This window comes from Nocardiopsis sp. NPDC101807 (genome assembly GCF_044766605.1).
Classification (GTDB): Bacteria; Actinomycetota; Actinomycetes; order Streptosporangiales; family Streptosporangiaceae; genus Nocardiopsis; species Nocardiopsis tropica.
In genome coordinates this window covers 168,122-190,252 of the sequence record NZ_JBIWMK010000002.1, presented here as the reverse complement: position 1 = coordinate 190,252, position 22,131 = coordinate 168,122, and the positions used below count along the sequence as shown (strand labels likewise).

Sequence of the window (22,131 nt, the reverse complement as noted above, 5' to 3'; positions counted from 1 at the left end):
GGGGATAGAAGCAGTCGTGCTCCCGTCCAACAAGCACACCAAGACCGGCGCCCCGCGCCACCGCGGCGCCTACCGGGGGGCGGCCTCGGCCGCGCTCGCCGGTCTGCTGCTGGCGACCACCGCATGCGGAAGCGACGACGCGGTCCAGGGAACCGCCCCGCCCGCGGTCCCCGACGACCTGGAATGCTTCTCCGGGAGCCTGTCGGGCGCCGGGTCCAGCGCCCAGGAGAACGCGATGACGACCTGGATCGCGGGCTACCAGTCGGCGTGCGACGACGCCCGCGTGTACTACGACTCCATCGGGTCGGGCGGGGGGCGCAACCAGTTCATCGACGGGGCCGTGGCCTTCGCCGGGACCGACGCCGCGATGGACCCCGACGAGAACGGCGACGCCATGGAGCGCTGCGGCGGGACGAACACCATCAACCTGCCCGCGTACGTGGTGGCCATCGCCGTGGTGTTCAACCTCGAGGGCGTGGACTCCCTGAACCTGCGCCCGGACACCATCGCCAGGATCTTCAACCAGGACATCACCCGCTGGGACGACCCGGAGATCGCCGAGGACAACCCCGACGCCGACCTCCCCGACCTGGAGATCACCCAGGTCAACCGCGCCGACGACTCGGGCACCACCGAGAACTTCACCAACTACCTCAGCCAGGCGGCCCCCGACGCCTGGCCGCACGAGGCGGGCGGCCAGTGGCCGATCACCCCGCGCGAGTCGGCGCAGGGCAACAGCGGCATCGCCGACACGGTCCAGCGGGCCGAGGGCTCGATCGGGTACGTGGAGATGTCGCACGTGCACGGGATGTCCACGGCGAACATCGGGGTCGGCGGGGAGTTCGTGGAGATCTCCCCCGAGGCCGCCGCCCAGGTGGTCGCCGACTCCCCCCGCCGCGAGGACAACGCCAGCGAGCACGACCTGGCCCTGGACCTGGAGTACGGCACCACCGAGGCGGGCAGCTACCCGCTGGTCCTGGTCAGCTACGAGACCGTGTGCGAGGAGTACCCGGACGCGACCGAGGCGGAGAACGTCAAGTCGTTCCTGCGGTACGTGGTGAGCCCCGAGGGCCAGGAGGCGGCCTCCGCCGAGACCGGCTCCACACCGGTCAACGACACCCTGCGCGAGCAGCTCCTGGCGTCGATCGACGCCGTGGGCCCGCGGGACTGACGCCCCCGCCCGGCACGGGGCGGACCGAGCGGGCGCGCCGACCTGCGGCGCGCCCGCTTGACGTTCGGCGTCGGGTACCTTACGTACGGACCGCGTCGCGCTCGGTCACGGCACCGGGCGCCGTGGTGGGCGTGCGGGGCCCGCCCGCCCCCGGGCCGGTGTCTTCCCCCACCTGCCCTGGCACGGCCGGATCCCGCACGCCCTCCCCCTGGCACGGCCGGAGCGGCCTCAGCCGTCCTGGGCCGGGTCCCGGCCGGCGGCGGGGCCGTGCGCCCGTTCGCGCCGCAGGCGTCTCAGGGTGCCGCGCCAGGCGGACCTCACCAGGGCGCCCACCGGCCGCCGCCCGCCCCGCCGCGCGCCCGGCGCCGGCGCCCCCTCCCGGGTCCCCGCGTCCCCGTGGGGGCACGGGGCGGCGACCGTGTCGGGGGCGGCGCGCGGCGGCGGCGGCACCGAGCGGTACAGGGACAGGTCGGTGAGGGTCTCCTGGCCCGCGTGGATGCGGTAGCGGCCGTGCAGCTCGGCGACCACGTCCCCCAGGTCCTCCTCCTCGCCGCACACCCGCATGGCCCGGGCCAGGGCCCGCGTCCGCCACAGGCGCACGCCGGCGTCGCGGGAGGGCGAGGTGGCGGAGAACAGCTCGGTGAGCCCGGCCCGGGCGCGCTCGGCGCTGGCGAGCAGCCGCGACAGGGCGACCTGGCCCAGCCCCCACGCCACCGGGACCTGGAGCAGGAAGGGCGAGGGGAAGCCGGTGCGGGGCTCGGCGGTGGCGAAGGAGATCCGGGGCTCGCGCAGGTAGTTGGCCTGGACCAGGCGCAGGTCCAGGTGGGGGCCGCCGGGGGCGCCGCCCCCCTCGCGTGCGCCCTCCCAGTCGGCGACCAGGGTGATGGCCAGGTCGGTCTCGGCGCTGTCCAGGAGCCGGTCGACGCAACCGCGGACCAGGTCGTAGGGGGCGCCGGACACGTCGACGACGGCGTGCACCAGGGGGATGCGGCGCCGGTGGGCGGGGACGCGTTCGCGGTAGGCGTGGGGGTGGGGCATGAGTTCGGCGAGCACCTCGGTGCGGAAGCGCTCGGAGGGCAGCCGGGTGCGCGCGGTGCCCGCGCGGCCCACGTGCCAGGCGGTGGCGGCGTGCTCGGGCACCATGACCGCGCCCGCCTGCCAGAGGCGGTAGCCGAACTCGGTGTCCTGGCCCAGGTCGAGGTCGGGGTCCACCCCTCCGGCGGCCTCGTACAGGTTGCGCCGCACGCCCGCCGCCGCGCCGACGTAGGCGTGGAAGCCGAGGTGGTCGGCGTCGCGCAGGCGGTCGCTCTGGGTGAGCAGGCACTCGACCCACTCGTGCCGGCGGCCGGTGTCCAGGCTCCGGTGCAGGGTCCCGGCCCGGACGCGGGCCAGGACCTCCTCGGGGGTCCGGGGGCCGGCGTCGGCGAAGCGGACGCGGCCCAGGGTGACGGCCTCGGCGTGCGTGTGGTGCCAGCGGGCCTGGGCCTCGACGAACTCGGGGCCGGCGACCATGTCGGCGTCCATCCACACGAGGATGTCGCCGGTGCTGGCGTGGGCGCCGTAGGCGCGGGAGTAGCCCGCGCCCCAGCCGCCGTCGGGGGCGTTCAGGACACGGCACCGGGCGGGGCGCAGCGGGGGCAGGCGCAGGCCGGGGGAGGAGTGGTCGTCCACGACCACGACCTCCAGCAGGTCCTCGGGGTAGGTCTGGGCCGCGAGGGAGGCCAGGGCGAGGTCGAGCCGGCGCTGGCCGCCGCGGGCCGGCATGACGACGCTGACGCTCAGCTCGGGGGTCCAGCGGCCGATCTCGGGGGGTGTCAGCGCACTCCAGTCGTTGCGGAAGACGCGGGTGAGGACCCGTTCGACCCGCCCGCGGTGGGACACCCCGTCAACATGAGACCCTACGTGCTTATTCAGTGACACAGAGTCACTATAGCCCTGTTTCCCCGAACCGCCGCGGCCTTCACCGATGTGTCACGGGATCACCCCGGGCGCGCCGCACCGGCGGTGGAGGCCGGCCGGAGCAGCCCACCGGGGCCCGCCCCGGCAGACGGCCTAGCGGCCCCTCCCCGCGGACTCGGCCCTGAGCATCCTCACCCCGAGCACGACCACGCCGACGGCCAGGGCGACGACCACGCCCCAGATCAGCAGGCCGACCACCGCGGAGAGCAGCCAGAAGAAGGCCAGCACCGCCGCCACGCCGGCGGCGACCCTGAACAGAAGTCGTCCCATGGGCCGAAGGATACGCGGGCGCCCACCCGGGCGGGCGCGCACCCCTCGGCCCACCGCGAACCCGGGGGGCGCGGCGCCCGCGGACGCCGGCCCCGCCCCCCGGGAGCACGCCCGAGGGGCCCCGGACCCGGCGCCCGTCGCCGCCCGGCGGCACGGGCGACCCCGCGTGCCCGGCGGGGTCCGCTAGCCGACGCGGACCGCCCCGGAGAAGACGCCGTCCCAGTACGCGGCCAGCTCGACCTCCTCCAGCGGCTTGGAGGGGTTGGAGCCGTGGATCATCATCCCGTTGCCGGAGTAGATCCCCACGTGGCTGGGGGCGGACTCGCTGTAGAAGAACAGCAGGTCCCCCGGCTGGACCTCGTCGCGCGAGACGCGCGTGCCCGCGTTCACCTGGTCGTAGGTGGTGCGGGGCAGGCTCACGCCCGCCTGGGCCCACGCCGCCTGGACCAGGCCCGAGCAGTCGTAGCCGTCGGGCCCGGTGCCGCCCCACACGTAGGGCTTGCCGATCTGCGCGCGGGCGAAGTCCAGCACCGCCTGGACGTCCCCGGACACCGCGCCCGCGTCCCCGCCGGCGGCGGCCGCCCCTGCGGCGCCCGCCGTCGGGTCCACCCCGCCCAGGCTCTCCAGCACCGCGGCCTGCTCCTCCAGAGCCGCCTCGCCCTCCTCCTGGGCGGACTCGGCCTCGGACAGGGCCTGCGCGGCCCCCTCCTCGGCGGCCGCGGCCTGCTCGCGCAGCTCCTCCGCGCGCTCCACCTCCACGACGTAGTCCGCCAGGACCACCTCCTGCCCCTCGGAGAGGAAGTTGAGGTCGGCGACGTTCTGCAGCGCCGCGTCGGGGGAGCTGTCGAACAGCACCGTGAACAGGCTGTGCGTGGACTCGGTGTAGGCGACCCGGGCGATCCCGGCGACCTGGCCGGACATGGCGTCAAGGTCCTCCTGGGCCTCGGCCAGCCGTGCGTCGATGTCCTCCAGCTCGGTCCGCGCGGTGGAGTGGTCCTCCTCGGCCTGGTTGAAGGCCTCGTTCAGCACCGAGAGCTCCTCCTGGAGCTCCTCGTAGCGCTGCTGCGCCTCCTCCGCGGTGGGTTCGGCCAGGGCCGGCCCCGAGGAGAGGGCGAGCGCGCCGAGGGCGACGAAACCGACCGTCGCGCCGCGGCGCCTTCCACGCGAACCGGGTTCGGGGTTGCGAGTCAAGGGATCGACTGCCTTTCTCCCACACCCGTCTACCAACGCAGGGCATCCCGCGGACACACCTGTGGCAGGTGTGCGGGGATGAGCGGTAGGGGGTCCCGGTACGCGGCGCGAAGGCCGCGGGAGGTGTGCCGGGCGTGCTGCGGTGGCCCCCGCCCTCGGGAAGAGAGCTGCTGACGGGCGGGGTTCGACGGAAACCGGACGCCGTCACCCTGATGGTGACCGAGCGGTGCGTTCCGACCTGAGGGAACACTAATTCACGACAAGAGCGGAACGCGACCCTTTCGTTACCTCGCCTTGGGCAACCCCCTGACCTGCGAGGCCGCGCCACCGGAGCGGAAAACCCGACTGCTCCCGCGAAGCGGGCACACATCATCCCCGTTCGAGACACACCAAAACCAGGTCAAGAACCCCAGGAAAAGAGACGTGTATCACGAGAACCAGGGGAAGGGGGCGGGATCCACCCCGCCCCCGACCGACGTCACAGGTGGCGCCGCCACCAGTCCAGGACCGCCTCGAAACGCGCGACCCGGTGGCTGGGCAGCCCCGACCTCGACAGCTCGTGCCCCTCACCCGGGAACAACAGCATCTCCACCTCGTGCCCGCGCAGCTTGAGCGCCGCGAACAGGCGCTGGGCCTGCTCCACCGGACACCGCCAGTCCTCCTCCGAATGGATGATCAGGAACGGCGCCCCGATCCGGTCGGCATAGGTGAGCGGACTCTCCCCCGCCCACACCTCCGGCGGACCGTACAGCGGCCGCGGGAAGAGCGGACCGATGTCGGAGGAGCCGTGGAAGCTGTCGATCGAGTTCACCGCCCGCTCGCTGATCGCCGCACGGAAGCGCCCGCCGTGGTGCGCCGCGATCCACGTCGTCATGAAGCCGCCGTGCGAACCGCCCATGACACCCACGCGCGAGGAGTCCAGCCGCCCGTCCTCCAGGGCCGCGTCCAGGAACGCCATCACATCGCCCGCGCTCACCTCGCCCACCGCGCCGATGATCGCCCGGCCGTGCTCGTGCCCGTACCCCGAGGACCCGCGCGGGTTGCACATCACCACCGCGTACCCCGCCGCCGCGTACACCTGGGTCTCGTCGAACAACTGGTGGCCGTAGGACGCGAACGGGCCGCCGTGGACCATCAGCACCACCGGGTGCGGCCCCTCCCCCTCGGGAAGGGTGACCCACCCGTGCACCGGGTACCCGTCGGGCGCGTGCGCCGTCAACTCGGCCATCGGGAGCGGGGCCGGACCCCGGGCGAACCCCGTGAGCCGCCTGACACCGTCCCCGGACACCACCACCAGCTCACCGCTGGAGCGCCCGTCGGCCACCACCGCGACCGTCACGCCGCCCGCGCTGTCGAACGACTGGACCTGCACCTTGTCCCCCACCAGGACCCGCGGCACACCGCCCCCGAAGGGCACCAGCACCAGATCGACCGCGCCCCGGTTCTCCGCCAGGCCCAGCACCCCGTCCGCCACCACCAGCAGGGGACCCGTCATCCGCGGCCCCTCCCCCGGCGTCAGACGCGTCGGCGCCGCCGAGGCGTCCGCGGGGACCGACCACACCCCGGTCGTCTGCCCCACGAAGTCGTCCAGGCCCGGGCCGATCTCGTCACCGCTGAAGAACACCGTCGAACCGTCCCCGGAGAACCGGCCGCCCCAGGCGTCCAGGTCCCCCGCGGTCACCCGGCGGGGCAGCGCCCCCTCCTCCGGTGCGCACGCCCACACGTCCTGCACCAGGTCGGTGTCGCGCGTCCCGTGCCGCGAGGCGGCGAACAGCAGCTCGGAGCCGTCGGGCCGCCACGCCACGTCGGCGTGCTCGAAGTCGCCCCCGGTCACCCGGACCGGCTCGCCCGCCTCGCCCGAGGCGTCCACCGGCGCGGACACGAACACGTGCGAACGGCGGTCGTTGGTGAACCCCAGGCCGTCCAACCGGTACTTGAGCTGCGTGATGCGCCGGGGCGGCTCCTTGCCCGGCTCCACGTCCACGTACCGGCCCGGCTCGGGGACCCTGGCGGTGTAGGCCAGGCGGCCGGAGTCCGGACTCCAGCAGGGCGCCCCGGCGCCCAGGGGGTGCGAGGTGACCTTCCAGGGCTCGCCGCCGTCGGCCGGCAGCACGTGGATCTGGGCGCGCCCGTCCTCGTCGGGACGCAGGAAGGCGATCCAGCGCCCGTCGGGGGAGAACACCGGACCGCTGTCCCTGGCGCCCCGGGTGAGGCGGGCGGGCGGGGCCGACCCGTCCGTGGGGACCGACCACAGGGAACCGAGGTAGGCGTCCTCCTCCAGGTCCGGTCGGGTCACGGCGAAGACCGCGCGCCGGCCGTCCGGCGACAGGGTCGGAGCGCTGAGGCTGTGCAGGTGGACGATGTCAGCAGGTTTCATACACGGACGGCCGCCCCGGCGCGGGGGGCGCCGAGACCGCCCCCTCCTTATCCCTTTGCGGGGCGCCGTCGTCCGGAGCCTCCGCGTACCAGGTACGGCGCGACCACCTCGGGACGCGACCGCTCGAACACGGGACGACCTCCGGTCGGGAGACCACCCCAGGGGGACCCTATCCACGCCCGTAGCCGGAAATCCAGGCACTTTCCCGGCCCGTCCGCGACGACCGCCGCCGACGGCCCCGCGAAGGGCCGCCCGCGCACGGACCCACCGCCCGGCCCGCCCCGGAAGAACCCCGCCGGAGCACGTGCCGCCGGCCCCGGGCCCCGCCACGGCGCCGCGCCCCGGGCGGGCACCCCCGCGGGCTCTGCGGCACGGTCCACGCCGAGGGCGCCGAACAGCACCGCCGCCGGGACGGGGCGCCCGCGTCGGAGCAGCGGGCGCAGCACGAGCACCACCCCGCCCCCTCACGCCGCCCCGCCCAGCCCCGGCAGAACCGCCGCGGGCCTCAGCGGAAGGCGGCCGCACCCCGGCCGGGGGACGCCCCCCCGCACACCGCGGGCACGGACGCCGCACCCCGCCGCACCCCTCACGGCGAGCGCTCCACCGCAACCCCGGTCCGGCTCCGGACCGCGCTGTCGGTCTCCAACCGCACGCACACCCACCGCCCCTCCACCCGCCGCGCCCTGAACGCGAACACCCTCGACCGCCGGGCACAGCCGATCACCGCACTCGCCTCCACCTCGGGAGCACCCGACCCGCCCGCGTCCGCCCTCTGGTGGAACACCCGCCCCAACCGGGGGGCCAACCCGCACGGGATCGCCCCCCGCAGCCGACGCAGCTCCTCACGGACCGGAACCGCCAACTGGTCCCGCAGCACCTCCGGCGCACGGCGACCCACCAGCACCTCCGCCAACCGCTGGGCCAGCAGGTACACCTCCCCCGGCGTCCGGTGGCCCGCCAACAGCGGGCCGGCGGCGCACCGACCCGCCGCCGCCCCGGCGAGCGGGGCCCGGGCCGGGGTCCGCACCGGACGCGGACGCCCGCCCGACACCCGGGCCCCGGACGGGGGCTGGTGCGCCGCCGGCCGCCGACCCGCCGCCGCGGACCGGCGGTGCGGCCCCGGGGAGCGACGGGCGACCGGCGCCCCCGCCTCCCGCGCGACCCCCGACCCGGCGGAGGAACCGGACACGGGCACCGCGTGCGCGCCCTCCCCGGAACGGCCGGCCGGCGACGGACGGCCCGGCCCACCGCGCCCCGGGAGGGACTCCGGCCCCCGGGCCCCGTCGCTGGTCGGCCCACCGGCCCGGCCCCGGTGGGCGGAAGGGCCGCGGCGGACCGCGGCCGCCGAACGGCACGCGGGCAACGGACAGCGGTGACGTGGAGGGGTGGTCGACATGAACGGGTCCCTTCGACGAGGATGACGTCCGCCTACACCCCTCCACAGAGCACGCCGCCCACCGCCCGCCCCACCGGGCATTCCAGGTTTTCCGGATGTCCGGGCGCCCCACGGCGCCGGACGCGCCGCACCGCACAACCGGCATACTGCAAGGCGTGACTCACGCGTACCTCTCCTCCCCCGTGCCCGTGGCCCTCGCCCACCGGGGCGGATGGCTCACCGACGACCAGGGCGTGCGCAGCACCGAGCTCGAGAACACGGCGGCGGCCTTCCAGCACGCCGTCGACCTCGGATACACGTACCTGGAGACGGACGTCCACGCCACCGCCGACGGCGCCCTCATGGCCTTCCACGACCGGACGCTGGACCGCGCCACCGACAGGACCGGCGCCATCGGCGACCTGCCCCTCAGCGAGGTCGCCCGCGCACGCGTGGGCGGCCGCGAACCCGTACCGCTCATGGAGGACCTCCTCGGCTCCTGGCCCGGCGTGCGGTTCAACATCGACCTGAAGGCCGACGCCGCCGTCCTCCCCCTCATCCGGGTCCTGCGCCGCACCCGCGCCTGGGACCGGGTGTGCGTGGGCTCCTTCGACCAGAGGCGCCTGGACCTGGCCAGGCGCCTCTTCGACCGCCCCGTCGCCACCTCCTGCGGCCCCGCCGACGTGGTCCGCCTGCGCGCCGCCTCCCTCTCCCCCCTGCTGCGCCCCCTGGCCGCCCGCGCCCCCGCGTGCGCCCAGATCCCCCTGTGGCAGGGCCGCTTCCCCGTGCTCAGCCGCGACCTCATCCGCACCGCCCACCGCCTGGGCATGCAGGTGCACGTGTGGACCGTCAACGACCCCAGGGTGATGGAACGCCTGCTCGACGCGGGCGTGGACGGCATCGTCACCGACAACACCACCGCGCTGCGGCGGATCCTCATCCGCCGGGGCCAGTGGACGGACCGCCCCACCGGCCCCGGCCCCACCCCCCAGAACGGATGACCCCCATGGGCGACCCCACGGCGGCGGACAACGCCCCCTCCAGCGACCCGGCCCGGCGCAGGCGCGAACAGCGCGGCTGGTACCTCTACGACTGGGCCAACTCGGTGTTCATCACCTCGGTGGTCACCGTCCTCATCGGCCCCTACCTGAGCAACCTGGCCTGCGTGTCGGCCGGCGCCCCCGACGCCGCGTCCTGCCTGGACCCGTCGCTGACCGTCGCCCCGCTCGGGACCGAGCTCCTCACCCTCCACCCGAACGCGCTCTACCCCGCGCTGACCACCGTCGCGATCCTGCTCCAGATCATCTGCCTGCCCGTCGTGGGGGCGATGGTCGACCAGTCCCGCCACAAGAAGCGGTGGCTGTTCTGGCTGGCCCTCACCGGGTCGCTGTCCACCCTCGGGCTGTACTTCGCCGACGGCGGCTACATGCTGGCCTCGCTCCTGTTCGTGCTGGCGAACCTGCTGTACGGCCTCTCGATCGTGGTGTACAACGCGTTCCTGCCCGAGATCTCCACCTCCGACGAGCGCGACCGGGTGTCGGTGACCGGCTGGGGCATCGGCTACCTGGGGGGCGCGCTCCTGCTGGCCGCCCACCTGGGCCTCGTGGTGAGCGCGGACTCCCTGGGGATCGGCGCGGACGACGCGGCGCGCATCGCGTTCGCCTCCTGCGGCATCTGGTGGGCGGGCTTCACCGTCCTGGCGGTCAGACCGCTGCGCAACAGGTTCGGCGCGATGGCGGCGCGCGGACGCGGCCGCCCCCGGGTGGGACGGTCGGTGCGCGAGTTCGGGCACACGGTCAAGGACATGCGCAAGTACCCGAACACCGTCCTGTTCCTGCTGGCCTTCATCTTCTTCAACGACGGCGTGCAGGCGGCGATCCGCTACGCGGCGCCGTTCGCGACGCAGGACCTCGGGCTGTCGCAGGACGTCCTCATCGTCACGATCCTCGTCATCCAGTTCGTGGCGTTCGGCGGCGCGTTCCTGACCGGGTGGATCTCCCGTTCCCTGGGGACGAAGAACACCGTGCTGGCCTCGCTGGCGGTGTGGGGCGCCCTCGTGGCGGCCGCGTACTTCCTGCCGGCGGGGAACGTGCCCCTGTTCATCGCCATGGGCGTGGGCATCGGCCTGGTGCTGGGCGGGACGCAGTCCCTGGCGAGGTCGATGTACTCCCAGCTCATCCCGAAGGGCAAGGAGGCGGAGTACTTCAGCCTCTTCCAGATCTCGGACCGGGGGTCGACGTTCCTGGGGTCGCTGACCGTGACGATCGCGGTGTCCCTGACCGGCGGCTACCGGATGGCGATCCTGTCGCTCATCGCGTTCTTCCTCCTCGGAGGGGTGCTGCTGTGGCGGACGCGCATGCGCGAGGGGATCGTCGCGGTGGGCAACGAGGTTCCGAAGAACCTCTGATCCCCGATGACGGGCCCCGGTTTTCGGCCGGGGCCCGTCCGTGCTGTGACGAACGGCCACCTTTACGACGTAGATTCATTATGTCGACCCCCGTCCACCGCCGGCGGCGGGACTCGGACCCGCGGGCCCGACAGGGGGCGCCGCCCCCTGGAGGCCGCGCCGCCGCCGACCCGCACCCCGACGGCGCACGGACCCCTGGAACCGCAGGACTCGTGTGACCCTGGCCACAACCGGACAGCGCCATCGCGCCGGAAGCGGGTAGACCACGTGGATGAGCGACCTCGCATTCTTCAAGTCCAGCCACTCCCTCGAACGGGGGGAATGCGTGGAGGTGGCCTTGCGCACGCCGCCCCCCGCGGACGGCACTCGCGCGACGGCCGCGGGCCCTCCCGCCGGCGCCGCTCTCCGCGACTCCCGGCACCCCCGCCGGGGGCGCCTGGACCTCCCGCGCCGGGAATGGGCGGTCTTCCTCCGCGCGGCGAGGCTGTGACCGTGGCGAGCACAGCCGTGTACCTGCTGGTCCTCGCCATGCTCGTCGCGCTGGTCGTGTCCCTGGCGAGCGCCTCCCCGCGGTCGGGGGAGGACGCGGCGGGGCCGTCCGGATCCGGCGGCGACGGCGGCGGTGCGGGCGACGGAGGCGGCTGACGCGCCGGGGCCCCGACGAAGCGTCCGCGCCCGCGCCTCCCCCGGCCCGCTCCGCGTCCCCCGTGCCCCGGCTGTCGGTGGTCACGGGGATACTGGGCCGACGGGCAACGGGGGAACGCGGGAGGTGCTGTGCGGGTCGTGCACGGCGTGTGGGTCGGGGACGCGCTGGCGGTCTGGGCGGAGACGGACGCCCCGTCCCGCGAGGGCCGCGGGGGGACGGGGAGCGGGTCACCGCGCCCGCACCCGTTCGCCGCGGGAACCGCCGAGCTGCGCACCCTGCCCGGCGCCGGGGCGGCCCCGCCGCTGGACCTCGCCCTCACCCTCCCCGGCGACACCCGCGCCCCCTCCCCCTCCACGTCCGCCGACGGGGAGCCCGCGGCCCTGCACCCCTGGCGGGTGCCCGCGCTCCGCCTGACGCCCGCCGGGGCCGAGGCCTTCCTGGCCGCCGCCCCCCCGGTGCCGACCGGCCCCTCCCTCCGCCACCTGGCGGCCGTCCGGGAGTTCGCCGAGCAGCTCGTCGCCACGGGCTGCGTCCTTCCCGACCTGGTCGGGAGCCCGCCACGGGCGCGGTGGCGCCCCGCGCCCGTGGACTGGGCGGAGGAGCACCTGGCCGCCCTCACGGCCGCCCTCCCGCCCTCGGCCCGCGCCCACATGCCCGGCGAGCCCCCGGACCGCGCCGCCCGCTCCTGCGTGCTCGCCCCCCTCGAACTCCTCACGGACGCCGTCGCCCGGCGGCTGGCCGCCCGGCCCCGCCGCGCCACCGGGCCGGACGACGGCACGGCCACCCCCGGGCAGCGCCTCGCCGCCGCCCTCACCGAAACGCGGGACACCGTGGACGCCGGGACCGCCGACCGCCTGCGCGGCCCCCTCCGTGACTGGCGCTCCCGGCTGCGCGGCGCGGGGCGCGCCACCCTCCTCCTCGTCCTGCGCGAACCCGAGCGGGGCGGCCCCTGGACGGTCGAGTTCTGGGTCCGCTCGGTCTCCGACCCCGGGCTGCGCCTGCCCCTGGAACAGGTCTGGCTGGGCGAGGGCGCCGACCGGCTCCCCGCCGACGTGGGCGCCACCGCCCTCGCCGACCTCGCCCGCGCCGCCCGCCACTACCCCCGTCTGCGGCGCGCGCTGCGCGACCTGGCCCCCTCCCGCCTGATGCTCACCACCGAGGACGCGCAGGAGTTCGTGTCCTCGGCCGCGCCCCGCCTGACGGCCGCCGGGTTCGCGGTGGTCCTGCCCGGGTGGAGCGGCCACCGGGGGATCGGCCTGCGCGTGAAGGTGGAGGAGGCCGGGCCGCCGCGGCGCCGCGGCGGGGGCGGGGTGGGCCCCTCCGACCTGGTCTCCGTGTCCTTCGAGGCGCTCCTGCGCGGAACGGGGTCCGACGGGGGCGACGCCGAGCCCCTGACCGGGGAGGAGCTGGCCGAACTCGGGGAGCTGGCCCGTCTCAAGCGCTCCCTGGTGCGCGTGCGCGGCCGGTGGATGGAGATGGACCCCGAGAGGGTCTCCGCCGCCCTGGACCTGGTCACCCGCCGCGGCGGCCACCGCATGCGCACCGACGAGGCGCTGCGCACGGCCCTCGGGGTGGCGGGGACCGCGCCCCTGCCCGTGGGCGACGTGGTCGCGGACGGGCCCCTGGGCGCCCTGCTGGACGGCGGGGCCGAGGCGGAGCCCCGCCCCATGGGCGCCCCGGCCGGCTTCCGGGCCGTGCTGCGCCCCTACCAGGACCGGGGCGCGGCCTGGCTGCGCTTCCTGGGCGAGCTCGGGCTGGGCGCGGTCCTGGCCGACGACATGGGCCTGGGCAAGACCGTGCAGCTGCTGGCGCTGCTCGCCGACGAGCGCCTCCGCGACCCCGCTCCCGGCCCCACCCTGCTGGTGTGCCCGGTGTCGCTGGTGGGCAACTGGAGGCGGGAGGCGGAGAGGTTCGCGCCCGACCTGCGGGTGCACGTCCACCACGGTCCCGACCGGCCGTCCGGCAACGCGCTCGCCCGCCTGGTGGGCGGCTGCGACCTGGTGGTGACCACCTACGGCGTGGTCACCCGGGACGCGGAGGAGCTGTCCGGCATGCCCTGGCACCGGATCGTGTGCGACGAGGCCCAGGCGCTCAAGAACCACGGGACCCGCCAGGCCGCGGCGGTGCGCTCCCTGCCCGCGGCCACGCGTGTGGCGCTCACCGGCACACCGGTGGAGAACAACCTCGGCGAGCTGTGGTCGGTCATGGACTTCGCCAACCCCGGCCTGCTGGGCTCGGCCGCCGCGTTCGAGCGGGCCGTCACGGGCGAGGACGGGCCCGACACCGGCCTGGTGCGCCGGATGACCGGTCCGTTCGTGCTGCGCCGCCTCAAGACCGACCGGTCGATCATCGCCGACCTGCCCGAGAAGATGGAGATGCGCACCTGGTGCACGCTCACCCCGGAGCAGGCCTCGCTGTACAAGGCCGTGGTCGACGAGATGGCCGAGCGGATGGCGGAGGCCACGGAGAAGGAGCGCAGGGGCCTGGTCCTGGCGACCATGTCGCGGCTCAAGCAGATCTGCAACCACCCGGCCCAGTTCCTCGGGGACGGTTCGGCCCTGGCGGGCCGCTCCGGCAAGCTCGACCGCCTGGAGTCGATCCTGGGCGAGGCGGCGGCCGAGGGCGACAAGGCGCTCTGCTTCACCCAGTACGCGCGGTTCGGCGACCGGCTGGAGCCCTACCTGCGCTCGCGCCTGGGGGTGCCGGTCCTGTGGCTGCACGGCGGCACACCGCGCGCCGAGCGGGAGGAGATGACCCGGCGCTTCCAGTCCATGGAGGGGCCCGCGGTGTTCCTGCTCTCGCTCAAGGCGGCCGGGACGGGGCTGAACCTCACGGCGGCCAACCACGTGGTGCACGTGGACCGCTGGTGGAACCCCGCCGTCGAGAACCAGGCCACCGACCGGGCGTTCCGCATCGGGCAGCGCCGTGACGTGCAGGTGCGCAAGATGGTGTGCGTGGGAACGGTCGAGGAGCGGGTGGACGAGATGATCGGGCGCAAGAGCGCGCTCGCGGACAGCGCGGTCGCGACCGGTGAGCAGTGGCTGGCGTCCCTGTCGGTGGAGGACCTGCGCGAGGTGGTCCGGCTGTCCCCGGAGGCGGTGGCCGGATGAGCGGCTGGTCGGAGCTGTTGTCGGAGGCGCTGGGGGCGCCGGCCGGGGCCGCCCCGGCGGTGGAGCGGTTGTCGGTGCGCCCCGGGGAGGTCGCGGCGCGGGTGCGCGCCGGAGGCGGCCGCGGGAGCGTGCACGAGGTGAGCCTGATCCGCCCGGTGCCGCCCGAGCCGGAGCGGGAGCGCGTGTGCGCCGCGCTGGCCTCCCAGCCGGTGTTCCGGGCCAGGATCCTGGCGGAGGAGCTGCCCGTGGCGGCGGACCGCGTGTTCGCCCTGCTGGGGTGGGGCCTGGTCCCCCGGGGCTGGGACGCGCTGGTGGCGACGTGCTCGTGCGAGGGCTGGGAGTCCAGGTGCGCCCACCTGGAGGCGGTCGCGGCGGCCCTGGGCGCGGAGGCCGACCGGGACCCGTTCGCGCTGACCCGGTGGCTGGGGCTCGACCGCCGCGCCCTGGTGGCCCGGGTCAGGGCGCTCTCCCCCGCCGCCGCGCAGGGGCCTCCGGCGCCGGAGGGGGCCGTGTCCGGCGGCGGCGCGGAAGCGCCGGAGGAGGGCCGCGGCGGGACCGGAGGGCCCTCCTCCCCGGTCCCGCCGGACGCCGCGGCGACCTCGGCCGCCGTGTTCTGGTCGGCGCCCGCGCTCCCGGCCCCGCCGACCCCTCCGGGCGGTGCGGGCGAGCGCGTCAGGGCCTCCGCCCCGGGGCTCGTGGCGGACGAGCTGCCCGGGTTCGGCCGTCCCGTGGCGTGAGGCGCGGCGACCCGGTGCGCGCTCTCCGCCTTTCTACGGAAAACGCCGGTGGGCGCGGACGAACGCGGCTACGATTCGCCTGAAGATCGCTGCACGGCCTCCCCGCCGCAGGGCGGCCCCTCGCGCCGAGGGGTCCGGGGCCGCGCACAGACCGGCGATCGGCGCGCACGCGCGCGGGCAGAGCGAGGGGGTGACCGATGGCGGCCCTGGTCCGCTCCGGGCCGACGTTCCGTCCCGGACCGCTCTCCCGGCTCCGGTCCCCACTCGCCTCCGCACCCCGGGACCCCCGCGCGCCCTCCGCGCCGCCGGGCCGGGCCCCCGCCTCCGCACCCCGGAGCGGCCCCGTCCCGCACACCGGCCGGAGCGGCGACACCCCGGAAGCCGTCCGGCGGCATCCCCTCGCCGCTCCCGGTCCGGCGCACCCCTCCCCGAGCACCGGCGGCTCCGCCCCAGGAGCCCCGCGCTCCACGACGGCGCCCCCGTGCCGGGGACCCGCCACCGCCGCGTCGGCCCGCACCGGCGGGCCGACCGGTACGCGAACACGACGAAGAAGGAGGCAGGGGCCCCCTCTGCCCGGTCCGCGGACCGGGTACAGCCCCAGACATCTGATGGCCGATCGCTTCCCCCCCGACATCGACATGGAAACCCCCAGCATCGCGCGCATGTACGACTACCTGCTGGGCGGCAAGGACAACTTCGAGGCGGACCGGAAGGCCTGCGAAGTGCTCGCCGCGGGCACTCCCGAACTCGTCTCCTTCGCGAACGACAACCGCGCCTACCTCTCCAGGGCCGTCGAGTACGTGGCGGCCCGGGGCGTGGAGCAGTTCCTCGACCTGGGAGCGGGGCTCCCCACCGCCAACAACACCCACCACGTGGCGCAGCGCGCCAACCCCCACGCCCGGGTGGTCTACGTCGACCACGACCCGATCGTGCTCGCGCACGGCCGGGCGCTGATCAACGACAGCGCGGAGACGGCGTTCCTGCTCTCGGACATCAGGGACACGGACCGGGTCCTGGACGCCCCCGAGACCCGGCGGCTGATCGACACCGAACTGCCGGTGTGCGTGATGCTGGTGTCCCTCCTGCACTGCCTGCCGGACCACGACGACCCGTTCGGGATGGTGCACAGGCTGATGGAGCGGCTGGCCCCCGGGTCCTGCGTCATCTTCTCCCACATCGTCTCCGACGACCCCGCCTCGGGCGCGTGGATGACCGACAAGATCCTCTCCTTCGGCACGCCGTGGGGGCGCGTGCGCAGCCCGGAGGAGGCCTCGGCGGTCTTCCAGGGCCTCGAACTGGCCAGCCCGTGGACCGACGGGCGCGAGGACGGCGGCCCCAGGGCCGTGGACTGCGCCTCCTGGCGCCACCCCGACGTGCCCCCCCGGTTCCGTCCCGAGGACCCCGGCGTGAAGCTGTGGGAGCTGTCGGGGGTGGCGTTCAAGCGCTGACCCGTGTCCGCGCCCCGCGTCGCGGCCCGCAGGGGCCGCGACGCGGGGCGGTGTACGGGGCGCGGCCCCTGCGGGCGGGCAGCGCTCAGGCGTCCTCGGCCAGGACCTCCTGGGCGATGGCGAAGGCCCGGTTCGCGGCGGGCACGCCGCAGTAGACCGCCGCCTGGAGGAACACCTCGCCGATCTCGTCGGGGGTCAGCCCGTTGCGCAGCGCGGCGCGGACGTGCATGGCGACCTCCTCCCAGTGGCCGTGGGCGACGAGGGCGGTCAGCACCATGCAGCTGCGGGTGCGGCGGTCCAGCCCGGGGCGGGTCCAGACCTCGCCCCACGCGTAGCGGGTGATCAGGTCCTGGAAGGGCTCGGTGAAGCCGGTCGTGCGCGCGTCGGCCCGGTCGACGTGCGCCTCGCCCAGCACGCTCCGGCGCACCCGCGTCCCGGCCGCGCGGCGGTCGGCGGACGCGAAGTGCTGGGTGAGGAGGGTGTTCACCCTGGTCGCCTGCTGCCAGGACAGCAGGTGCGCGGCGTCGTCCAGCACCGCCAGGCGGGCGTGCGGGACGCGCTCGGCGATGAGTTCGGCGTTGCCCGCGGGCGGGGTGGAGGGGTCGTCGGCGCCCGCGACGACCAGCGTCGGGGCGGTGACGCGGTGGAGCTCGTCGCGCAGGTCGTAGGTCTCGATCGCGCCGCAGCAGCCCGCGTACCCCTCGGCGGGGGTGGCGGCGATCTGGTCGCGCAGCCGGGCGGCGTCGCGGGGGTGGGCGTCGAGGAAGCCGGGGGTGAACCAGCGCTCCACCACGGAGCCGGCCACGGCCCCGGTGCCCTCGGCGCGCACCAGGGCGGCCCGGTCGCGCCAGTTCCGGGCCGGTCCCATCCAGGGGGAGGTCGCGAGCAGGGCGAGGCGGTCGATCCGCTCGGGGCGGTGGACCGCCAGCCACTGCCCGACCATGCCGCCGATGGACAGTCCGGCGTAGTGGGCGCTGCCGATGCCCAGCCGGTCCATGAGGGCGACGACGTCCCCGCCCAGGTCCGCCATCGTGTACGGGCCGTCGGGGACGGGTGAGCGGCCGTGGCCCCGGTGGTCGAAGCGGATCACCCTGAAGACCGTGGACAGCGCCTCGACCTGCGGCTCCCACATGTCCACGGTGGCGCCGAGGGACCCCCCGAGCAGCAGCGGCGGCGCGTCGGCCGGTCCGTTCTCGACGTGGTGCAGGTCAACGCTCATGGATGCGTCCTCCGTTGTTCTCACGATCCGTGTCCTCGGGCCCCGACCGCGGGTCGTGGCCGGGTGCCTCCGCGCGCCCGTGCGCCCGCGGTGCGCCGCCGGGGTCCGGCGCCGCGTGCTCCTCCGGCCCACCGGTCCCCGTACCCGTCCCGGGGGTCCCGGAGACACACGGGTCCCCGGGGCACCCGCCCGCGTCCGGCCCCGGGCCGGGCCCCGTGGCCGTGGCGGCTCCGCGGCCCGTCCTCCCCCCGGTGACCCGGTCGGTGAACACCGCCGCCGCCCCCAGGTAGCCGGAGGGGTCCAGGAGTGCGAGGACGCGCTCCCGGGTGCGGACCCCGTCGAGGCGCGCGGTGAGGACGTCGGCCAGGTCCCCGCCGGAGGCCGCCGACTCGCGGCAGGCGTCGGCGACGAGGCGGTGGGCCTCCGACCGGCCGAGTTCGGGGGCCAGGTCGGTGGTGACCCGTTCGGAGAGCGCCAGGCCCCCTGTGAGGCCGAGGTTGGCGCGCATCCGCCCGGGGTCCGCCCCCAGCCGGGAGACGCTGGTCCGCAGCCAGGCCACGGCCCCGCCGGTACGGCGGAACAGGTCGTTGAGGGGCAGCCACTCCGCGTGCCAGCCGCCCGCGGCGCGCTGGTGCTCCTGGATCTGGGCGGCGAGGAGGGTGGCGACGAGTCCCGGGGCCTGGCGGGCGCAGGCCAGCGCGCTGACGGCGGCGACGGGGTTGCGCTTGTGCGGGAGGGTGGAGGACCCTCCGACGCCGGGCCCCCCGTCCTCGACCAGTTCGCCCACCTCGGTCTGGGCGAGCAGGACGACGTCCTGGGCCGCGGTCCCCGCGGCGCCGCAGACCCGGCCCAGGGCCGCGGCGAGTTCGGCGATCCGGCCCCGCTCGGTGTGCCAGGGCAGGACGGGGTCGGCCAGGTCCAGGCGCGCGGCCAGGGCCGCGGTCACCTCGGGGCCGTCCTCTCCCAGGGAGGCCAGGGTGCCGACGGCGCCGCCGAGCTGGACGGCCAGGCGGCCGGTGAGCACGCGGTCGAGCTGGTCGGCGGCCTCGGCCAGGCCGTTGGCCCATCCGGCGGCGACCGCCCCGAAGGTCGTGGGCAGGGCCTGCTGGAGCAGGGTGCGTCCGGCCATGGGCGTGTCGCGGTGCGCGGCGGCGAGGTCGCGCAGCTCGTCGGCGAGTCCGCGCAGGTCGGCCAGGAGCGCTCCGCCCGCGCGCCGGGCGACCAGCATGGCCGCGGTGTCCAGGACGTCCTGGCTGGTGGCGCCCCGGTGCACGTGGCGGGCGGCGGCGGGGTCGAGGGCGCGGACGCGGCCGGTGAGCTCCTCGACCAGGGGGATGACGGGGTTGCCGCCGCCCGCGGCGGCGCGCCCCAGGGCGGCCGGGTCGTAGCGGTCGGCGGCGCAGGCGGCGGCGATGCTCCGCGCCCGGTCCCGTGCGAGGCGCCCGGTGTCGGCGAGGGCGTGCGCGAGGGCCGCCTCCACGTCGAGGAGCGCCTGGAGCCAGGCGGTGTCGTCGGTGGCCCCGGCCACGGGACCGCGGTCGAGGACACCGTCGAACAGGCCGGTCATGGGGGTTCCTCGCTAGACGTCGAAGAAGACGGTCTCGCCGTCCCCCTGGATGCGGATGTCGAAACGGTAGCCGTCCGGCGCCGCCCCCGCGACGAGGGTGGCGCGCGCGGCCGGGTCGCCGATGCTGTTCAGCACCGGGTCGGCGGCGTTGGCGGCCTCCTCCTCCGGAAAGTACAGGCGGGTGACGACCCTGTGCAGCATGCCGCGCGCGAACAGGGACACGTCGATGTGGGGGGCCTGGTCCCCGTGGGGGCCGGGGACGGCCCCGGGTTTGAGGGTGAGGATGCCGTAGCCGCCGTCGGCGCCGGTGGGGCAGCGCCCGAAGGCGCGGAAGCCGGGGTGGGACCGTGCCCCGCGCGGGTCGTCCGGGTGGTCGAACCGGCCCTGGGGGTCGGCCTGCCAGGTCTCCACGAGGGCGTCGGTGACGGGCTCCCCGGCCCCGTCGTAGACGGTTCCGCGGATCCACACCGCGCCCGGGGCGCCCTCGGCGACGGCGTAGGGGCCGTCCGGCCAGGGCAGGCCGATGTGGAGGTAGGGGCCGACCGTCTGGGCGGGGGTGGTGGGGTGGGCGCTCACTCGTCGTCCTCCAGGATCTCCTCGTCGGACTCGAACGGGGTCTGCTCGCGTCCGCGCAGCACGATGTCCCAGCGGTAGGCCAGGGCCCACTCCGGCCGGGTGGCGTCGTGGTCGTACCGGGCGAGCATGCGCTCGCGGGCCCGGGGGTCGGGTACGGAGTTCCACATCGGGTCCTGGAAGAACAGGGGGTCGTCGGGGAAGTACATCTGGGTGACGAGTCGCTGCGTGAAGGCCCGGCCGAAGAGGGAGAAGTGGATGTGGGCGGGCCGCCACGCGTTGCGGTGGTTGCGCCACGGGTAGGCGCCGGGCCGGACGGTGACGAACCGGTAGCGGCCCCCGGCGTCGGTCATGGCGCGGCCGACCCCGGTGAAGTGGGGGTCGAGGGGGGCGGGCCAGGTGTCGCCGGTGTGGCGGTAGCGTCCCGCGGCGTTGGCCTGCCAGACCTCCACCAGGGTGTGGGGCACGGCCGCTCCGCCGCTGTCGCGCACCTGCCCGTGCACAATGATGCGCTGCCCCTGGGGCTCCCCGTCGTGCCCGCGGGTCAGGTCGTGGTCGTGCTCGCCGACGCGGTCCTCGCCCAGGACGGGCGCGGTGATCTCGGTGAGCGTGTGCGGGAGCAGGGTGAGCGGGCGCCGGGGGTGGCGCAGCGCCGTGCTCCGGTAGCCGGGGTGGTCCAGCGGGGGGTGGGTGTCGTGGTCCCGGACGTAGCCGGGGACGGACAGCCCGGACGGCGCGTCGGGTGCGGTGGGCATGGGGGGCGTCCCTTCGTTCGTGCGGCTCCGGATCCCTGCGGTCCGCGGTGTGCGGGGCGGCCCCGGCGGCGGGGTGCGCCGTACCGGGGCCCGTGGTGCGGTGGCGGCCTACTCGGCGTGCAGGACGACGGCGAGGCCCTGTCCGACGCCGATGCACAGCGCCGCCAGCCCCCATCCCCCGCCGCGCCTGCGCAGCTCGTGGGCGAGTGAGCCGAGGATACGGGCGCCGGAGGCTCCCAGCGGGTGGCCGATGGCGATGGCGCCGCCGTTGGGGTTGACGATGTCGGGGTCCAGGCCCTTCCAGCTGCGGACACAGGCCAGGGACTGGGCGGCGAAGGCCTCGTTGAGCTCGACGGCGGCCAGGTCCCCCCAGCCGATCCCGGCGCGGTCGAGGGCGGTCTCGGCCGCGCGGACCGGGCCGATGCCGAACACGTCGGGGTCGACCCCGGCTGCGCCGCGCCCGGCGATGCGGGCGAGGGGTTCCAGGCCGGCGGCGTCGGCGGCGGCGCGGTCGCCGAGCAGCAGGGCCGCGGCCCCGTCGTTGAGGGGGGAGGCGTTCCCGGCGGTGATGGTGCCCTCGGCGCGGAAGGCGGGCCGGAGTCCGGCGAGCTTGTCGGGGGAGCCCTCGCGGATGCACTCGTCACGGTCCAGGCGCGCGTCCCCGACCTGGACGACCTCTCCGTCGAAGACCCCGTCCGCCCAGGCCCGGGCCGCCTTGGCGTGACTGGCGAGGGCGAAGGCGTCCTGGTCCTCCCTGGTGACGCCGTGCTGTTCGGCCAGCCCCTCGGTGGCCTCCCCGAGGGAGACGGTCCACCTCCCGGGCATGCGCGGGTTGACCATGCGCCAGCCCAGGGTGGTGGAGTGCAGGGTGGCGTCGCCGGCGGGGTGGCCCTTGGAGGGTTTGGGCAGGACCCAGGGGGCGCGGCTCATGGACTCCACTCCCCCGGCCACGACGAGGGAGGCGTCCCCGGTCTGGATGGCGCGGGAGGCCTGGACGGCGGCCTCCATGCCGGAACCGCAGAGGCGGTTGACGGTGACCCCGGGGACGGAGGTGGGCAGCCCTGCCAGGAGGGACGCCATGCGGGCGACGTTGCGGTTCTCCTCGCCGGCGCCGTTGGCGTTGCCCAGGACGACCTCGTCGACGTCGGCGGGGTCGAGGCCGGGCGCGCGCCGCACGAGCGAGCCGACGACGTGGGCGGCCAGGTCGTCGGGGCGTACGCCGGAGAGGGCGCCGCCGTACTTGCCGAAGGGTGTGCGGACGGCGTCGAGCACGTATACGTCGGTCACCGCGGACCTCCTGGGGGGTGGTGCGGCCGGATCGGGCGC

The 22,131-nt window shown here is 76.0% G+C and carries 18 protein-coding genes; 8 read left to right on the top strand and 10 right to left on the bottom strand.

Going from position 1 to position 22,131, the window contains the following annotated elements:
• Nucleotides 1–16: 16 nt before the first annotated feature.
• Complete coding sequence (pstS, locus tag ACIRPH_RS05980) at nucleotides 17–1,171, top strand: phosphate ABC transporter substrate-binding protein PstS (RefSeq protein WP_402909911.1); 1,155 nt, start codon at nucleotides 17–19, stop codon at nucleotides 1,169–1,171.
• Nucleotides 1,172–1,399: 228 nt separating this feature from the next.
• On the opposite strand, the gene ACIRPH_RS05975 is transcribed toward pstS, so the two are convergent.
• The 5 genes from ACIRPH_RS05975 to ACIRPH_RS05955 form a co-directional block, all read right to left on the bottom strand.
• Nucleotides 1,400–3,052 (bottom strand): glycosyltransferase, encoded by a 1,653-nt coding sequence (locus ACIRPH_RS05975; RefSeq protein ID WP_402909909.1) that lies wholly within the window; start codon nucleotides 3,050–3,052, stop codon nucleotides 1,400–1,402.
• Nucleotides 3,053–3,223: 171 nt separating this feature from the next.
• Nucleotides 3,224–3,400 (bottom strand): hypothetical protein, encoded by a 177-nt coding sequence (locus ACIRPH_RS05970; RefSeq protein ID WP_402909906.1) that lies wholly within the window; start codon nucleotides 3,398–3,400, stop codon nucleotides 3,224–3,226.
• Nucleotides 3,401–3,583: 183 nt separating this feature from the next.
• Nucleotides 3,584–4,591: an NlpC/P60 family protein gene (locus tag ACIRPH_RS05965; RefSeq protein ID WP_402909904.1), complete on the bottom strand. Its 1,008-nt coding sequence runs from the start codon at nucleotides 4,589–4,591 to the stop codon at nucleotides 3,584–3,586.
• Nucleotides 4,592–5,069: 478 nt separating this feature from the next.
• Nucleotides 5,070–6,968, bottom strand: coding sequence for a S9 family peptidase (locus ACIRPH_RS05960; protein ID WP_402909902.1), 1,899 nt, complete (start codon nucleotides 6,966–6,968; stop codon nucleotides 5,070–5,072).
• Nucleotides 6,969–7,554: 586 nt separating this feature from the next.
• Complete coding sequence (locus ACIRPH_RS05955; RefSeq protein WP_402909900.1) at nucleotides 7,555–7,929, bottom strand: Rv3235 family protein; 375 nt, start codon at nucleotides 7,927–7,929, stop codon at nucleotides 7,555–7,557.
• 590 nt (nucleotides 7,930–8,519) lie between these two features.
• Between ACIRPH_RS05955 and ACIRPH_RS05950 the strand changes: the two genes are divergently transcribed.
• From ACIRPH_RS05950 to ACIRPH_RS05920, 7 genes are all read left to right on the top strand, one after another.
• Complete coding sequence (locus tag ACIRPH_RS05950; RefSeq protein ID WP_402909898.1) at nucleotides 8,520–9,344, top strand: glycerophosphodiester phosphodiesterase; 825 nt, start codon at nucleotides 8,520–8,522, stop codon at nucleotides 9,342–9,344.
• A complete protein-coding gene (locus ACIRPH_RS05945) occupies nucleotides 9,341–10,750 on the top strand; it encodes an MFS transporter (RefSeq protein ID WP_402909895.1) in 1,410 nt (469 codons plus the stop codon). Before ACIRPH_RS05950 ends, ACIRPH_RS05945 begins: the two co-directional genes overlap by 4 nt.
• 271 nt (nucleotides 10,751–11,021) lie before the next feature.
• Nucleotides 11,022–11,240, top strand: coding sequence for a DUF397 domain-containing protein (locus tag ACIRPH_RS05940; protein WP_402909893.1), 219 nt, complete (start codon nucleotides 11,022–11,024; stop codon nucleotides 11,238–11,240).
• Between the two features lie 2 nt (nucleotides 11,241–11,242).
• Nucleotides 11,243–11,395 (top strand): hypothetical protein, encoded by a 153-nt coding sequence (locus ACIRPH_RS05935; RefSeq protein ID WP_402909890.1) that lies wholly within the window; start codon nucleotides 11,243–11,245, stop codon nucleotides 11,393–11,395.
• Between the two features lie 129 nt (nucleotides 11,396–11,524).
• On the top strand, nucleotides 11,525–14,506 hold the full coding sequence (locus tag ACIRPH_RS05930; RefSeq protein WP_402909888.1) for an SNF2-related protein: 2,982 nt from the start codon (nucleotides 11,525–11,527) through the stop codon (nucleotides 14,504–14,506).
• Complete coding sequence (locus tag ACIRPH_RS05925) at nucleotides 14,503–15,243, top strand: hypothetical protein (RefSeq protein ID WP_402909885.1); 741 nt, start codon at nucleotides 14,503–14,505, stop codon at nucleotides 15,241–15,243. Before ACIRPH_RS05930 ends, ACIRPH_RS05925 begins: the two co-directional genes overlap by 4 nt.
• A gap of 608 nt (nucleotides 15,244–15,851) precedes the next feature.
• Nucleotides 15,852–16,691, top strand: coding sequence for an SAM-dependent methyltransferase (locus tag ACIRPH_RS05920; RefSeq protein ID WP_402909883.1), 840 nt, complete (start codon nucleotides 15,852–15,854; stop codon nucleotides 16,689–16,691).
• 85 nt (nucleotides 16,692–16,776) lie between these two features.
• Here ACIRPH_RS05920 and pcaD read toward each other — a convergent pair whose 3' ends face one another.
• The 5 genes from pcaD to ACIRPH_RS05895 form a co-directional block, all read right to left on the bottom strand.
• Complete coding sequence (pcaD, locus tag ACIRPH_RS05915) at nucleotides 16,777–17,910, bottom strand: 3-oxoadipate enol-lactonase (RefSeq protein WP_402909881.1); 1,134 nt, start codon at nucleotides 17,908–17,910, stop codon at nucleotides 16,777–16,779.
• A complete protein-coding gene (gene pcaB, locus ACIRPH_RS05910) occupies nucleotides 17,900–19,477 on the bottom strand; it encodes a 3-carboxy-cis,cis-muconate cycloisomerase (protein WP_402909878.1) in 1,578 nt (525 codons plus the stop codon). Before pcaB ends, pcaD begins: the two co-directional genes overlap by 11 nt.
• Nucleotides 19,478–19,489: 12 nt before the next feature.
• Nucleotides 19,490–20,053 carry a protocatechuate 3,4-dioxygenase subunit alpha gene (gene pcaG, locus ACIRPH_RS05905; RefSeq protein WP_402909876.1) on the bottom strand — a complete coding sequence of 188 codons (564 nt, stop codon included), beginning with the start codon at nucleotides 20,051–20,053 and terminating at the stop codon, nucleotides 19,490–19,492.
• Nucleotides 20,050–20,805 carry a protocatechuate 3,4-dioxygenase subunit beta gene (gene pcaH, locus ACIRPH_RS05900; protein WP_402909873.1) on the bottom strand — a complete coding sequence of 252 codons (756 nt, stop codon included), beginning with the start codon at nucleotides 20,803–20,805 and terminating at the stop codon, nucleotides 20,050–20,052. The genes pcaG and pcaH overlap by 4 nt, the downstream gene beginning before the upstream one ends.
• A 108-nt stretch (nucleotides 20,806–20,913) precedes the next feature.
• Nucleotides 20,914–22,092 carry a thiolase family protein gene (locus tag ACIRPH_RS05895; RefSeq protein ID WP_402909870.1) on the bottom strand — a complete coding sequence of 393 codons (1,179 nt, stop codon included), beginning with the start codon at nucleotides 22,090–22,092 and terminating at the stop codon, nucleotides 20,914–20,916.
• Nucleotides 22,093–22,131: the final 39 nt, after the last annotated feature.